The sequence below is a fragment of the Dyadobacter sp. UC 10 genome, from assembly GCF_008369915.1.
In the GTDB taxonomy this organism is placed as follows: Bacteria; Bacteroidota; Bacteroidia; order Cytophagales; family Spirosomataceae; genus Dyadobacter.
In genome coordinates this window covers 5,697,105-5,713,303 of record NZ_VSRN01000001.1, presented here as the reverse complement: position 1 = coordinate 5,713,303, position 16,199 = coordinate 5,697,105, and the positions used below count along the sequence as shown (strand labels likewise).

Here is a 16,199-nt window from a genome sequence, read left to right as displayed (position 1 = left end):
CATTTCTTATGAGATCACTTATACTTTTGCAATGCATTCTGGTAATATCCTCACAAGTACTTGCGCAATCCGGTACGCTGGATCCGACTTTTGGTAATGGCGGCAAAGTAATTACCGATGTTGACCATTTCAGCAATGGCACAAATTCGGCTGTGGTACAATCTGATGGAAAGATTGTTGTGGTTGGTTACAGTTCTGAATTCAGTGACACTGGATATTTCAGCGTGATAAGGTACAATACAAATGGCACGATTGACTTGACTTTTGGGGAAAACGGCATTGTAAAAACTATTATCGGCCCCAATGAAGCTCTTGCCACTGCTGCTGCGCTACAACCTGACGGAAAAATAATTGCTGCCGGTTATTCATGGAATGGCGCCAGTTATGATTTCGCAATGGTCAGATATACCAGCGAGGGATTTAGGGATCTAACATTTGGTATAAGCGGCATCGTTACTTCGGACTTTGATGGTAATAGTGAAAAAGCTAATGCTATTATAGTACGCCCGAATGGCAAGATAGTCTTAGCTGGCTATTCAGATGATGCTGCCAATTTCGATATCAATTTTGCGATCGCTCAATACAACGCTGACGGTTCAATTGACACTGGGTTCGGAAACAACGGCGTATCTGTCATTAGTGTTGGGCAATTGGGACTTTGGCAGTCAGTCCGCGCTATCGCTGAGCAAGGTGACGGAAAAATTGTCGCAGCTGGCTTCTCAGAAGTGTTTGATGAAATCACTCAAAAATCATTCAACCAAATTGCTTTAATCAGATTCGGCACAGGTGGTTTACAGGATCCGACTTTTGGCGAAGAAGGTATCGTCACTACAAGAATTGGAGAAGATGATGTTGCAACGTCGATAGGTATTCAGGCAGATAATAAGATTGTAGTGCTCGGCCGGACAAGAACAAAAAAATACAGCTATCCAGACTTCATATTGGCGAGATACAGCTCTGAAGGTGATCTTGACAACACGTTTGGAAATGGTGGAATCGTAATAACTTCATTCGATAACACGGATGACGAAGGTTATGCAATGATCCTTCAAGCTGATCAAAAGATTTTGGCGGCCGGATTCAGCGCGATAAACAATGGTACAACCGTTGACTTCTCGCTCGCGAGATACTTGCAGAATGGATCTCTCGACAACACATTCGGAATTGGTGGAAAAGTTTTGACAGACGTCGGCGGGAATCTCGATTATGCATCGTTCGTGCTTTTACAAAAAAACGGCAAAGTGGTGGTCGGCGGCTATTCTAAGATTGGAAATGATTACGATATTTCACTCGTTCGATATCTGAATGACGCAACCCTGCCTGTTAAGTTACAAAGCTTCGATCTTCACAAAATCGACGCAGGAATAATGCTGAAATGGAAGACCAGCTTTGAGCAAAATTCCCACCACTTCGATATTCAAAAAAGTATGGATGCGAGAGCGTGGGCAACAATCGGCACCCTACCGGCTGGCTCAACGTCTGATTCTACATTGTCATACGAGTTCATTGATGCAGATGCCTGTAGTGGAAGAACATACTATCGGCTAAAAATGGTGGATTCCGACAGCACTTTCGCATACAGCGTTATCAGGAGCATTTTGGTAAATGACTTTACGGACAAGATTGCAGTGTACCCCAATCCGGCAGTTAATGAAGTAATTGTTAAAAGTGATTCTAACAAACCGGAGAGCTTCATTTTCATTGATAGCGCTGGAAAAGAATTTCGATTAATCAAATCTTCTTCTAATGTTATTGATATCAGTTCTCTCAAAAGCGGACTCTATACGATACTGTTGAATAAAGGGGAAAAAGCAGCGACCAAACTCCTGATTTCCAGATAATACACCTCACAAAAACGCCGGGCTCCCTGATTGGAAGCCCGGCGTTTTGACTTGTCAGTACTACCCAATTTTACCAACCCTGGTTCTGTACCAAATTCGGGTTGCCGTCAATCTGAGATTGTGGGATCGGGTAAATTTCCAGCCTTTCCGAATAAGGCAGCAATATATTGTCGACAATCTGATCTTCGCTCATGGCGGCGATCTCTTCCTTCAATGTACCCCAGCGGCGGATATCAAAAACAGTATTGAACTCGCCGGTCAGTTCCAGTCGGCGCTCTTTGCGGATTGCCGCGCGCAGGTCGGCGACGGTGGCTGTCTTGTATGCGGTGGCTTTTGCACGCGCCCGTATGCGGTTTACCAATAGCAGAGCTTCTGCTGTTTTCCCGGTTTCGTTCAGCGCTTCGGCCAGGCTCAAAATCACGTCCGGAAAACGCATTTCGATCATATCTGTGCTATATCCCTGCACCGCTGCGCCGGCGGGGCGGGGCACACGTGCCAGCTTTCCATAGGCAATTCCATATTTGAAATCGTCGTGTGCAAAGGATGTATTGGTACGTTTGATCATGTAGTTTCCAATAGTAGGATTGTAAATAATGCTGTCGCCAGGCTGGGCGTTTGCCCGCGCGGTTCCCTGAAAAACATACCTTGGCACGAGTGTAAAGTCTCTTCTCACGTCCGTTTTTTCATAAAGCTGATAGAAACTGTACAGCAAGCCGTAGTTCGTTTGCTCATCTCCATTGACCAACCCGGAAGGAAAGAGATTAAACGGCAGAATACTTCCGTTCGGTTGGGACGAATTGATAAAGTACCCGAACGAAAGTACTATCTCACGGTTTCTTTCATTTTCCAGAGAAAACACTTCTGAAAAATCAGGCAGGAGCTCAAAATCATATTTCTCCTCGTTCACCGGACCTACCAGCTGGCTGAACATATCCACTGCCTTCTGATAGTTCTCGGTCCTGTTGAGCGGTTTCCCCGCCATTGTCAGATAAACTTTTCCCAACAGCGCCTTCACCGTCCCGGCCGAAACGCGGCCCAGCTCAGCTCCTCCCCTGGAATCGGGAAGCCTGGTTTCAGCAAATGTCAGGTCGGCGATGATCGCTTCATAAACCTCCGCATCAGTAGATCGCGGCGCGAAGATCAGGTCTTCGCCTTCGAGCGAGTTGATCTCATCCAGGATCAACGGCACGCCGCCAAACAGTCTGACCAGATTGAAATACGCATAAGCCCTGAGCACGCGCGCCTCAGCAATGTAGGGGTCTGCCTCTTCCTCTTCGCCCGGCACCGCCATCGTCGCATTGGCGATCACCACATTAGCTCTAAAAATAATCTTGTAGAACCGGCTCCATACCGATTCAAATGCGGGCGACGTAGCATTGTGCCCGAAACGGTAATAAGGATCTGCTCCGGAACCCAAAATGCCGGCAGTAGCATATCTGTGGCCGGTTTCTGTGAGCGAAAAGCGATTGGAAATATCACCGAAATCCGGGGCTGTGTAGGCATGGTAAACACCTATGGTCGCCTGATTGAGCCCGTCTTCATCTTTGAAAACAACCTCCTTGCTCAGAGACGAATAAGGCGATTCTTCCAGATTGTCCTTGCAGGAAAACATTCCTGTCAGCAGGAGCAGTATTGCTATTTTAATATGACTTTTCATATTCGTCGATCGAAATTAGAAATTACACGAGAAACCAATGGTATACGAACGCTGCGTAGGATAGGCACCGTAATCAATCCCCTGCTGCAGCAGCGACTGGGCGTAAGAGCTAACCTCGGGATCGAAACCAGTATACTTTGTCAGTGTCCAGAGGTTGGTTCCGGTTACGAACAGCCGCGGGTTCTGGACCGGGCCCAGGCAAGGGAAAGTATAGGAGAGGCTCAGCATTTTAAGGCGCATAAAACTACCGTCTTCCAGCATAGTAGAATTGATGTCTCCCGACGGAATACCGCGCTGAATACCTGGATACTTAGGGTCATTGTGCGGATTCGACTCGGTGTAACGCTTGTTATACCATTCTTCGGATTGGTTGAACCCAACGCCGCTGTATTCCACTACCCCGTTCATGATGTAGAAATTGGTGAGGTTCAATACATCATTTCCAACTGAACCTGTGAAAAGCGCATTGACCGCAAAGTTCTTCCATGTCAGGTCGTTGCTCCATCCAAACGTGAAATCAGGGGTCGATTTACCAAGTACAGCCCTGTCATCCGCGGTGATGATATTATCCTTATTGACATCCTCATAAATCCAGGCACCATAAATCGGGGTGCCTTTGCTGCCGGCTGGTCTCGGACCTTCGAAAGTGGCGAAGGTTGGATTTCCGTCTGCGTCAAAATCAGTCGTTTGCGTCAGCCCCGCTACTTTAAAACCGAAAAACCGGCCTACTTCCTCCCCGGGAGTCAGTACCCCCATCACGCCGCCCAGCAGGTTTCCATTGAGAGATACGAAGTCAGACTGGGTCCTTTCTCCCAGATCGACCAGCGTGTTCACATTCCGGCTCAGGTTAACTCTGGTAGAGAACGTCACATTTTTTTTCTGGACGATATTTCCCTGAATGCTAAGCTCAAACCCGCGGTTTCGCATCGTACCATAGTTATCTATAATGGTACTGACGCCCGCCTGGGTAGGCACCCGTCTGGGTTGCAGGAGATCAGAAGTTACTTTGTTGTAATAATCAAAGCTCAAAACCAGCCGGTCTTTGGCCGTGTTGAAATCCACACCGAGGTTCAGCTGACGTGTCCGCTCCCAGGAAAGGTTAGGATTGGCGATGGTATTCGGAAAAATTCCAGTGTTGATGACCGCGCCGTCACCCTGCGGCCCCATTTCGTAAAAGCCGGAACCATATTGCGAAAGCGAAGAGTAAGGTCCGATCGCCTGACTGCCCGTTTCACCCCACGAGCCTCTGAATTTGGTATTGGAAATAAATGTGACCCCTTTCATGAATTCTTCCTGGTCGAGGTTCCAGGCCAGGGCGACGGAAGGGAATATACCGTACTTATTGTTCGCTGCGAATGCGGATGCACCGTCGATCCGGATCGAACTGTTCAATACGTACCGGCCTTTGAAGGAGTAGTTCGCCCTCAAAAATCCGGACTGCAGAATTCGTTTTTCCTTGAATGAACCGATAGCCTGGGACTGCGCACTGCCTATATTATCTATTCCAAAAAAAGGCACATCATAGCCCGAACCAGTGGTGTTGACGAATTCAACAGTCTGGTCGTTATATTCCACACCCAGCGTCGAATTGAGGTAATGGTCTTTTTTGAACGTTTTTTCATACTGCAGGTAAGCATTCACATTATAGCTGTATGTATTGGAAGTATTGTTGCTGCCTTTTCCCTTCACAGCATTTCCTTCCGCAGTGGACGGAGGCAAGAATACTTTTCTTCTCGTCAGATTCTGGTTTCCGGCCAGGCTGACCACCAGCTGCAAGCCTTCCGCCAATTTGAAATAATTCTCCACATTCAGGATAGAATAATCACTTTGCGTTACGTCCGTTTTCGACATCAGCTCATTCAGGGGATTGGAGAAATAGAACCCTGAATAGTTGGGAATACCCATACTGTTGTTTCCCAGGTAATCCAGTTCCAATGTAGGCGCAGCCCGCAGTCCGTCCATTAACCCTCCTGAACTCGGCCAGGCACGGGAAGCCGTGACCGCCCGGTTTGTCTTCTGGCGGCTGAAAGAAAACTGTCCTTTTACGTTATACCAGTTATTGATTTCATTATTAAGGTTGACGCGCAAACTCGCCCTGTTATTATCCGAATTCACGATCGTACCCTTTTCCTTCAAGTAATTACCTGAGATATAATACGAAGATTTCTCGCCGCCTCCAGATAAGCTCAGCGTAATATCTTCCCTGAAACTCGGCTGGGTAATAGCAGCTACCCAATCCGTGTTGGTGAACGCACTATCGAGGTTTCCAAACGGCGGATTACGGTCTGTCAGCGCGTAACTTTCGTTGATTATCTCGGCATACTGCCTGGAATTCATCATTTTAATCGGATTCGATACGGTACCGAAAGAAGTCTTGTTCACAAGCTCCACCCTGCCTTCTCCGCGCTTGCCAGATTTGGTTGTGATCAAAACTACCCCGTTCGCGCCCCTTGATCCGTAAATTGCGGTTGCCGAGGCGTCTTTGAGGATTTCCATACTTTCGATATCATTGGGATTAATACCGTATAAGCCATTTTGCGAATATGCGCCCGTGAAGTTGGCGCCAGCTTCCCGGTATGGGGGCATTGGAAAGCCGTCGATTACGTAAAGCGGTTCATTGTTGCCGCTCAAAGAGTTGTTACCCCGTATCCTGACAACAGAAGCTGCCCCCGGTTCACCGGAAGTTTCGGTAACCTGCACCCCGGTGGTCCTGCCCTGGATCGCCTGATCGACAGTATTGATGACAGCCGATTTGTACTCTGTTGAAGCTACCCTTGAAGTGGAGCTGGCCAGGTCACGCTTGCTTTGTGCTCCGTACCCCACTACCACCACTTCTTTCAATGCTTTCGACTCCGGCAGCAGCTGTACATTGAACTGAGTCTGGTTGCCCACGGGCGTTTCTTTAGTTGAAAAACCGATGAAACTGTAAACCAGTATCGCACCTTGCGCAGGTACCTTCATCTGGAAAGTACCGTCCGGCTCGGTGATCGCCTGTATCTTCGTATTTTTTACCAAAACACTCACTCCGGGCAATCCTGAGCCTTTTTCATCAATAACCTTTCCTTTTATAGATTTTGCGTCAGGCCCCAGCTCGGGCGTATCCTGGCCTGCAACTGCACTGTCGGCCGGTTGTGCGGCGGGTTGGCTGGCTGGCTGGGTTGGCTGAGGAGGGACTGCGTTACCTGTCTGAGGTTTCAGGTTAAGGCTGTCGGGCCGTGCCGTGGGAGTGGCTGTGGTATCTGTGGCGACAGCAGGTTTTTGAGTTGTATCGGGAGGGGTTGAAGGCTTGACCAGCGGATCAAAGTTCTGAGAGCTTTTCCCGGGGACGGTACCGGTGGCCGGCTTGTTTGCTGAGTCTGCCGGCGTTTTGATCGAGTCAGCTGGTATTTTAGTTTTGGGAAGGGTATCAGTTGCGGGTTTAATGACCGGTGCGATCGTAGTGTCCGGCCTGGCCTTGCGGCTTGAATCTGGAATCACCTGTTGTGCGTAAACGTCTGTTTTTAGAAAAAAGAATAGCAGCAGGAGAACCAAACCAATCCTCAGAAAAGTGAGCGTGCCCGAAACGGTTCTACGCCCACTTAATCGTCGAGTTTTTTGCATATTGATTTTTGGCTAAGTGGAAGGACATGGTCCCGAAAAGATTATTGAGTTAAACGGCCACGACAAAAATCGTACCGCTATGTTTCCAGCGGTGATAAAAAAGCCGGTTTGAGACCGCAAGTCGTCATTTTCCGGCAAAGACAAACAATCCGCCGTCAACTAACTGTCGTAACTATATGCAGGAAATTTGTGCAGGCAATTCAATGTATGCGGTATGTATTTTGTAGTTTCAGAAATATTGGTGAAACGCTCGCCATTATTTTTGGAAACAATAAGGTTCCGATTACATTTGCTAAACTCCCATCTCTTATTTGGGATTACATTGCTCTTCTGTTAGAGGATTAAAGAAAACAAATACCACATGCGCCAGGAACAACTGCTTACCGCCGATTATATTGATTCTCAGATAGGAAACGTCATTGAATATTACGTTCGGTGGGAATTTGAAGAAGATCCTTTCTACGGAAAGGCAAGAATAAAAGGCCTGGTTGACGGTGATTCGGGTGGTTTGAAGATTATTTGCGATGTAATTGAGGGAAGCGATCTCGAACTCGCGTACGAACAGGAAGAAGTTTTTATGCTGTCTGATAACCACCCCATTTACACCGGAGGACTCCCCGAAATTTATTCCGCGAACTGGGTCAGTACCGACGGGAAGAAGAAAAAACAGATCTTTATTGCCCCTGCAAACGAGAACGCAAAGGAATTCGCAATCACGCAGACCAATAGTAAAGTGATTGTCAAAAGGATATATTAAGTAAAAAAAATAGCCGGAGTTCGTTCCGGCTATTTTTTTGCTTAGTTCTTGATAATCTTTTTTGTCAGTACCCTGTCTTCAAATTCCGCTTTGACAATGTATAATCCGGAAGGGTAATTCGCGAGATCGAAATCATAAACATTGGTACTTACTTCCTCCGTTGCCACTTTTTCGGCAATTTTTTTCCCTCCGACCGTCAGGATTGAGACCGATTTGAGTCGCTCGGGATGCGGATAGAACTGAACCGAAACCATTCCGTCTGTCGGATTCGGCGTCACCAGAAACCCGGCTTCTTTCAGGTTTGGATTGATTGTGACTGTCCTCAGATTGATATCGTCCAGGAAAATATTGTTTCCGTTCCCACCGGAGTTAACAAATGCAACCAGGATCTTGCCCTGCCCGATAAACTCACTGATATCAATCTCCTCGCGTCTCCATTCGCTTGCATTGGGCGCAAATGCCACGCGCGTCGCTCCGCTCCTGGTCACCAGGCTAGATCCCCATTTTCTGTAAACACTTGTATAAGACAGTCCGCAATCTGTACTGATCATGACCTGCAAAGTGTCCCACACACTACGCTGTGAAGAATTTGTGTTTGTTGCCGCCGCAACCTGGAATGACACGAATGCGGAATCGGTTCCGGCGATATTCACAACCGGCATCCGCAGGTAATCCCGCTCACCTGTAACTTCGTTTTCAAAGTTCGAAATACGGACAGACGCACTGCCTGTTTTAGCTGCCTCCGTTGTTTTCTCCCAGGTTGTACCCCTGTCTGCATTGACAATATCCCAGCCCGTCGGGGGGAACAAGCTTTCAAAACTTTCGGTCACCGGCGCATCGACAGGCTCGTAGTAGATAAAATCAAGGGAAGCTGCGTCGTTGGAAGGATCCTCATCGGCGGCCCCGTTCGGGTTGGAGGTGGAGATACGCAGCACATGATTGCCTTCCGCCACTTCCAATTCCGACAATGTTACGGTTGCTTTCGCAAAGGTAGCCAGCGAGCCCGTCCAGGTGTAACTTCTTTCTGTACCATCATCAATGACAGCCCGGATAGTTACGGAAGTAAGTGTTTCAGCCCCACGGTTTTCCAGAATAACCTGCGGGGTAAATGTATTGTCGCAAAGCCGTTGCTCCGGCTGCGTAATGGATTGAATGGAAGCGTCTTTATTTTTTAAATTAACCGGCGTGCAGGCATTTGATGAAAGCAAAGAAACCCGGTTTCGAAGCAGCGCTGCTTCCATTGCGGCAACCTGCTCCCTCGTAAACATCAGCAGGCAGTTATCCGGCGTGTAATCCATATAGTTTTGATACATGATTCCGCTTCCACCGGGGGTGCACTGGTCAGTTTCAATGCCGGTAGGACAAATGGAGGTACTACCCTGTTGCCTCGGCGTATCAGCGATATCATCGTCTCCGGCGCAGGTATCATTGTCGTCTCCCCAGATATGAAACAGATTAAAATAGTGGCCAAGCTCGTGCGTGAGGGTTTTTCCACCGTTATAAGCGGCTAAATTTCCGCCGGGCAGACTCGAATAATCTACCACAACACCCTGTTCGTCGGGCACGCCGTCATCAGGAAAAGTTGCGTAGCCCAGTATTCCACCTGAAAGGTCACAGATCCAGATGTTAAGGTAACGATCCGGATCCCATGCATCCGATCCGCCCGATTCGGCGTGCTTTACCAGGTTAGTAGTATAGTCGAAAGCATTACGGGTAGTTGTAACCCGCTCTATTCCGGTCGTAGGCTTGTCGTCAGGCGTTCTCTGGGCAAGACAGAACTGAATACCTGATTGTCCGAAAAGTGATTTGAAATAGGACGGCACTTTTGCCAACTGGTCCTCCGTCCCCCGGTAATCTTTGTTGATCGTGTCAAGCTGGGCCAGAATCTGTGCGTTCGTTACCTGCGACTGATTACTGAGCACCACATGAAAAACCACTGGTATCACATTATCGGCGGCTGTTCTCAAAGATTTCCCAGTCCTTAACCTTTCATTGATAACTTCCTTTAAACGCGCATTTCGCTGCTCAAATGTCTGTTTGAGTGCTGGCTGATCGTTGAATCGTTTGTCAAGCAGGCCCATTGTTCCGCATTTTTCCTGGGCGTATGCGGTTGCGGGAAGAAAATTAAAAGCAAAAGCGAAAAGGAGCAGCAGATATTTGGCAGAACGTATAGTTTGTCGCATTATTTAGGTCGGAACAGTTGATAGAAGTCAGGCGCTTAAGTTTACAAATGGCGAAATCAATAGTGATTACGTAAAAAAAACCTTAAATGATGCGAATTGTAAGTTATTTAATTTGTTTTTAACCAGTAAAGCTATTCCAGTACACTCAAATTCCAGCTATGTCGGCGTCGCAAAGAAAGATCATTCATATCGATATGGATGCTTTTTATGCATCTGTGGAGCAACGTGACTTTCCCGAACACCGGGGAAAGCCACTTGCCGTAGGTGGCTCTCCGACCGGCAGGGGTGTGGTCGCCACTGCGAGCTATGAGGCCAGAAAATTCGGTGTGAGGTCGGCCATGTCGTCACGCAAGGCAATCCAGCTTTGCCCTCATATTATTTTCGTGTATCCCCGCTTTGATGTTTACAAGGCCGTATCCAAAAAAATCCGCGAAATTTTCTCCCGGTATACAGACCTGATCGAACCGCTCTCGCTCGATGAAGCCTATCTGGATGTTACCGAAGACAAGCTCAATATCGGTTCTGCCATGGAAATTGCCACTCTGATCAAAAATGCAATCCGTACAGAACTAAATCTGACTGCCTCGGCAGGGGTTTCAGTTAATAAATTTGTTGCAAAAATTGCCTCCGACCTCAATAAGCCAGACGGATTGACTTTCATAGGCCCTTCGAAAATCGAAAGCTTTATGAGCAGCCTTCCGGTAGAAAAATTTCACGGTGTCGGGAAAGTGACTGCGGATAAAATGAAGGGAATGGGCATATTCACAGGTGCCGATCTCAAAAAGTTAAGTGAAGAAGAGCTGGTGAGGCGTTTTGGGAAAACGGGCCATTTCTATTACAAAATCGTGAGAGGGTTGGACGACCGGCTGGTACAAACGCACCGGGAAACAAAATCGCTGGGTGCCGAAGATACCTTCACCTACGACCTGATCACGACTGAAGAAATGCACAAAGAGCTGGACAGAATAGGCGAAATCGTCTTCAACAGACTCCAAAAAAATCAGCTGCAGGGCCGGACGGTGACCCTAAAAGTAAAATTCAGCGATTTCACCCAGATCACGCGCAACCAATCATTTAACGAAGCAGTGACCGACATTGATTCAATTATCGACACTGCAAAAAACCTGCTGGGTAAAGTTGAAATGAGCGGGAAACCCGTCAGATTATTGGGTATTTCACTGTCTAATTTCCACGAACCCGAAGTCCGCAGCCGCAGGCCAAGAGATCCGGAACAACTGGAACTGTTTAATTGAACTTTACAAAAGTAATGCATCAACCCGGTGCGCCTGAACCTTTCCCTCGCAGGAAGACCAGGAAAAGATTGTGAAACGCCCGTCCTGAGAGGCGACCAACGCAATGGCATCGCGCTGATCGTAGACAAACTGCGCCGCCGACAAATGCCTCGTCCCCCCGGTTTGAACCGGATGTACCACCATGCCTACATTACCGATCACAGGTTCGGTCATAATTATTTCCTCAACTGGTATGCCATCCGCAGCCCGCCCGATCTTCGCCCCGAAAGCCAGCAGTTCATATTGATCGTTAATAATGGTCGCACCATCCACGGCAGTTAATCCGGCCAGATTATTGATCGCTGAGGCAAATTGCGTTTGCCAGGTAAGTGGATTGGGCTCTTCCAGATAACCTTTATAGAGCTCGGCAAGCTCCGAAAATGAAGGCTCGACCTGATAGGTGATCGGATGAATGATCGATTTCCGCCATTTTTCCTTTCCGGTAGGCACTACCAGCAAAATACCACCCCGTTCGTGGCTCCGCATAGAAACTGCAAGCTGTACTAATAGGTTGGGCGAGTTGTTCCATAAGGTAGGCGACTTAAAGCCCATCATAGAATTAACGACCGACGGGCAATCACGGTCCTTACCGCTTTCCTCGTTGACAACCTTTACCTGATCACCCTTCAAAACAGCCACATTGACAAATTTACCAAAGCCATCAACCCGGCGGTGTTTAACCACAAGCATCCCGGGCTCTATCACTTCCAGCACAAAGCACAAGCCGGGAATTACCCTGGTAGTGCCCCAAATGCAAAGTCCCTCGGCAGTTGGCCAGACGCCCAGATGAATTCCCGACCGCTCGACAGCCGGGGCCAGCTTTGTAAGTGTATTGGCAGTAAAAGGTAGTTTTTCGGCGAAAATAAGCGGATGCTCTGCATCTTCGGGGGAGAGGAATGCAATTGACACTTTCGGAGACCTACCCTCCTCCTTGCGCAGGCTTGCCCAAAAAGTTGTATCGATAATGGATTCAATCGTGCGCGCGTCCGGCCGCGGGGCCAGGTCCTGTTCGTAGTAGCGGCTTACGGCCTGGTAATGGCTCTCAAAATGGCGGGCTACATGATCTGCAACGGATGCAGCTGCCTTATAGGTGGTAAAAGAAGGTATTTCGCTTGCTTCGAAACGCAGTTCAGGATTGACCATTTTCAGGTGGTTTTGGTATTCGGACAAAAATCGCAGCTCGCAGTAATTGGGCTGGTTATTTCGTTTAACAAAGACGCTCCTGAAAAAGTTGAAAGACGAAGTCAATTAAACTCACTTTTAAACCTGCTGTTTTGGTTGAGTATTTTTTTTCACACATCACAAAACTTTGTTGCCCAAAATGTAAGTTTTTACCTCCTGATAATGAAGCATTTCGACAGAAATGCCGACCATTCCGGAGATATTTCCAACAAATTCCAACCCGAATTTCCAACCTTTTCCGGCGACCCCGTATCCTAGCATACATAAGTGAGAATATTAGCCATGAAAATTTTACTTTGAGTTTTAAGAGTATGAATAACGATCGATTTTTCAGATCTTGCCTGCTACAAACCCCTGATTTTTCTCGTATAGAACATCAAAACAGAAAAAATCAAGTTATGTGTTTGAATAATACAGGAAATCGGTTTGCTAACATTACAAACATTGCTGCGTTCCTAAATTATCCCCTTCTCTTCACTATTGACAGATTTAATTTTTCCGAAAATTTTCGAATCAAAATCTGATCAACTCATTCCTGAAACCGGCCAGCAAACAGTGCGGCGTATATGCTTTTCGTGAGAAGGCCGGATAACTTTTTATGATGGTTCAATTATTTAACGATTGCTCGACGAGTGCCAGAGACAATGAAACAAAGCGAGGTGCGTTTGAGAAACAGCCCGCCTGTCTGATTAACATCCATCAACATTAATGAAATCGCTATCGAAACACTATATACCCTACACTAAAACTGTAAGATTAAATGAGAAGCATCTCCGTAGTTATTCCGAATTATAACGGGAAACATCTGTTCGAAAAGTATTTTGAGAACAACTACAAAATATTGAAAGGACTCGGGCCAAATGTTCAGATTATCGTGGTTGACGACGCTTCTAAGGACGATTCGGTATCCTATCTGGAAGAACATTATGGCAACGATATTACGATCATCCGCAAGGAAAAAAATTCCGGGTTTGCAAACACCTGCAATCTCGGAATCCGAAAAGCAACAAACGATCTGATTTTTCTGCTGAATACCGACGTTACCCTGGAAGAAGGCTACTTCGAGAAGTTATACAAATACTTTGAGCTGGAAGACACTTTTGGTGTAATGGGAAGGATTATCGGCATGGAAGATGACAACATCCTGGATGCGGCACGTTCTCCCAAGATCCTGGGCAGAAAAATCAAGCCGAGCAATTTCTTCTATCTGAAAGATTCCGATACGCTGACCCCGACATTTTACCTTTCGGGAGCTATCGCATTGATGGATACGCGCAAGTTGAAAGCGATCAACGGCTTCAACGAAATGTTCAATCCTTATTATGGCGAAGACCAGGAAATGTCGATCAGGGCGTGGCGCCTGGGCTGGAAGTGTTATTACGAGCACAATGCGGTGTGCCGTCACGAAGTATCGGCCACAACCAAGGGGCACAAGGATAATTATTCTGTAAAGCGGATCTACTTCCGAAACAGATATTACATGCATCACCTTCACCTCCACGGCGCCGATCTCAACCTGTATCATTTGCAGGTGATCCTCAGTGACGTACTGCCGAGCATTCTCACGCTGCAATTTTACAAGGCCGAAGCCTATCTTGATTTCCTTCGGAATATGAATGAACTGAAGCAGAGAAAAACAGCTTTCAAGCGTCAGATGCGGACTTACAAATCCAACCTGGGCATCAACGACATTATAGAAAATATCCAGATCATGCTTAAGTACAAGCAGGTTGTTAAATTGTAATCTTAGCATTACTTTCACCTAATAACATTAATTTGCGCCCTGAACCGGAAATTGTGATGATTTCCGGCTATTTTACTTTCAGGTATATCCGAGCGGTTATACCATTCTTGACAAATGAAGACTTACTTCCGATTATTATCTTTTGCGCAGCCGATTTCAAGGTTTGCATTTCCGTATATTCTTTTTACAGTACTGGGAGTCGTTTTCAACACCCTCAACCTGGCATTGCTGGCTCCGCTTTTAAGTACTCTTTTTAACAATAGTAAAGAAGGTACTGCGCTGATAACCAAACCGGAAAGTGCATTTGACGTAACGGAATTTCTGAATTATTATGCACAGCAAGCTAACCTTGAATACGGGCCGCACGGAGCGCTTCAAATCGTGTGCGGTATTATTGTCGTATCGGTTTTGCTTTCGAATGTGTTCAAATATTTCTCTCAGCGGGTCATGGAAAATCTCCGGATCCATACCTTGCTCAATCTCAGAAAGACGGTTTTTAATAACGTAATGAATCTGCACGTGGGCTATTTCAGTAACCAGCGTAAAGGGGATATTATTTCAAAAATCGCTTCTGACGTGCAGGTTGTGCAGTTTTCAGTGACCGGTACTCTACAGGTTGTCTTCAAGGAACCTTTGCAGCTGATCGCCTACATTTTTATGCTTTTTGCGACTTCCGTAAAGCTGACCCTTTTTGCAATCCTGGTAATCCCGATCTCTGCGTTTTTGATCTCCAAGATCGTAAAAAGACTGAAAGAGCAGGCTACACAGGCTCAGCAGATGTTCGGGCTGATGATCAGTTACCTCGACGAAGCTTTGTCAGGGATTAAGATCATCAAGGCATTTAATGCGACGAACGATATCAAGGATAAATTCCACCAGGAGAACGTACGGTATTCGGATCTTGGCAAGAAAATGGCCAAACGCCAGCAGCTGGGCGCACCCGTTTCTGAGTTTTTGGGTGTGACGATGGTTGCGATCATCGTGCTGTACGGCGGCTCGCTAATCCTTGATAATCAGTCAGATCTTACTGTTTCGAAATTTGTTGCCTACATCGGTATTTTCTCGCAGGTAATGCGTCCCGCCAAGGCGATTACGGATTCTTTCAGTACCATCCACGCCGGTATTGCCGCAGGTGAGCGCGTTTTGGAATTGATAGACGAGCGTCCCGCGATCAAAGACAGCCCGGATGCGGTTGAAATTAACGCTTTCAACGAGGCGATAAGGCTCAATAACCTTTCGTTCTCCTACCCCGGCCGACCGGTTTTGCAATCTATTAACCTGACCATTCCAAAGGGGAAAACAGTCGCATTAGTAGGGCCGTCGGGAGGCGGGAAGTCAACATTGATGGATTTAATACCAAGATTTATCGAAGCGCACGAAGGTAACGTCACGCTCGATGGCGTCGATATCCGTAATGTGAAGCTCGAATCGCTATGGTCGATGATAGGGGTAGTCAATCAGGAGTCGATTTTGTTTAATGATACCATTTTTAATAACATTGCTTTCGGTGTACCGGACGCAACTATAGAGGAAGTGGAAGCTGCGGCGCGCATCGCAAATGCACACGATTTTATTATGCAGATCGACGAAGGATATGATAGTAACATCGGCGATCGAGGCGTAAAACTTTCGGGCGGGCAGAAACAGCGGATCTGCATCGCACGAGCGGTTTTGAAAAACCCGCCTATTATGCTTTTGGACGAGGCAACTTCTGCCCTGGATACCGAATCGGAAAAATTGGTACAAGAGGCACTGAATAACCTGATGAAAAACAGGACTTCGCTGGTCATCGCCCACAGGCTCAGCACGATACAGAATGCTGACATTATTGTGGTACTCGAAGACGGCCGTATTGTAGAGCAAGGCAACCATCCTGAGCTCATTGCAAATGAAAGACTTTACCGCCGGCTGGTCGATATGCAGCAATTTTCGGAGGCCTGATG

At 47.1% G+C, this 16,199-nt stretch carries 10 protein-coding genes and 1 pseudogene; 6 read left to right on the top strand and 5 right to left on the bottom strand.

Annotated features, from left to right (window positions below; translation table 11 throughout):
* Positions 1–8: 8 nt before the first annotated feature.
* A pseudogene (locus FXO21_RS29245) lies at positions 9–122 on the top strand (hypothetical protein); the annotation flags it as partial.
* A gap of 30 nt (positions 123–152) precedes the next feature.
* Positions 153–1,841: a T9SS type A sorting domain-containing protein gene (locus FXO21_RS23625; protein WP_229245224.1), complete on the top strand. Its 1,689-nt coding sequence runs from the start codon at positions 153–155 to the stop codon at positions 1,839–1,841.
* A gap of 70 nt (positions 1,842–1,911) precedes the next feature.
* On the opposite strand, the gene FXO21_RS23620 is transcribed toward FXO21_RS23625, so the two are convergent.
* The gene (locus tag FXO21_RS23620; protein WP_149642386.1) at positions 1,912–3,498 is read right to left on the bottom strand and encodes a RagB/SusD family nutrient uptake outer membrane protein; all 1,587 of its coding nucleotides are present in this window, start codon (positions 3,496–3,498) and stop codon (positions 1,912–1,914) included.
* 15 nt (positions 3,499–3,513) lie between these two features.
* A complete protein-coding gene (locus FXO21_RS23615) occupies positions 3,514–7,098 on the bottom strand; it encodes a SusC/RagA family TonB-linked outer membrane protein (RefSeq protein WP_149642385.1) in 3,585 nt (1,194 codons plus the stop codon).
* Positions 7,099–7,459: 361 nt separating this feature from the next.
* Here FXO21_RS23615 and FXO21_RS23610 point away from each other — a divergent pair, with 361 nt between their 5' ends.
* Entirely contained in the window at positions 7,460–7,855 is a 396-nt protein-coding gene (locus FXO21_RS23610; protein WP_149642384.1) for a hypothetical protein, read from the top strand.
* 41 nt (positions 7,856–7,896) lie between these two features.
* On the opposite strand, the gene FXO21_RS23605 is transcribed toward FXO21_RS23610, so the two are convergent.
* A complete protein-coding gene (locus FXO21_RS23605) occupies positions 7,897–10,038 on the bottom strand; it encodes a M43 family zinc metalloprotease (RefSeq protein WP_225865834.1) in 2,142 nt (713 codons plus the stop codon).
* A gap of 158 nt (positions 10,039–10,196) precedes the next feature.
* On the opposite strand from FXO21_RS23605, the gene dinB reads away from it, so the two are divergent.
* The gene (gene dinB / locus FXO21_RS23600; protein WP_149642383.1) at positions 10,197–11,291 is read left to right on the top strand and encodes a DNA polymerase IV; all 1,095 of its coding nucleotides are present in this window, start codon (positions 10,197–10,199) and stop codon (positions 11,289–11,291) included.
* Between the two features lie 3 nt (positions 11,292–11,294).
* Here dinB and FXO21_RS23595 read toward each other — a convergent pair whose 3' ends face one another.
* Positions 11,295–12,578 (bottom strand): putative sensor domain DACNV-containing protein, encoded by a 1,284-nt coding sequence (locus FXO21_RS23595; protein WP_310586929.1) that lies wholly within the window; start codon positions 12,576–12,578, stop codon positions 11,295–11,297.
* 51 nt (positions 12,579–12,629) lie between these two features.
* Entirely contained in the window at positions 12,630–12,773 is a 144-nt protein-coding gene (locus FXO21_RS28875; RefSeq protein WP_192579311.1) for a hypothetical protein, read from the bottom strand.
* A 499-nt stretch (positions 12,774–13,272) separates the two neighbouring features.
* Between FXO21_RS28875 and FXO21_RS23590 the strand changes: the two genes are divergently transcribed.
* Both FXO21_RS23590 and FXO21_RS23585 read left to right on the top strand, forming a co-directional pair.
* A complete protein-coding gene (locus FXO21_RS23590; protein ID WP_149642382.1) occupies positions 13,273–14,256 on the top strand; it encodes a glycosyltransferase family 2 protein in 984 nt (327 codons plus the stop codon).
* A 114-nt stretch (positions 14,257–14,370) separates the two neighbouring features.
* Entirely contained in the window at positions 14,371–16,197 is a 1,827-nt protein-coding gene (locus tag FXO21_RS23585; RefSeq protein WP_149642381.1) for an ABC transporter ATP-binding protein, read from the top strand.
* Positions 16,198–16,199 lie beyond the last annotated feature (2 nt).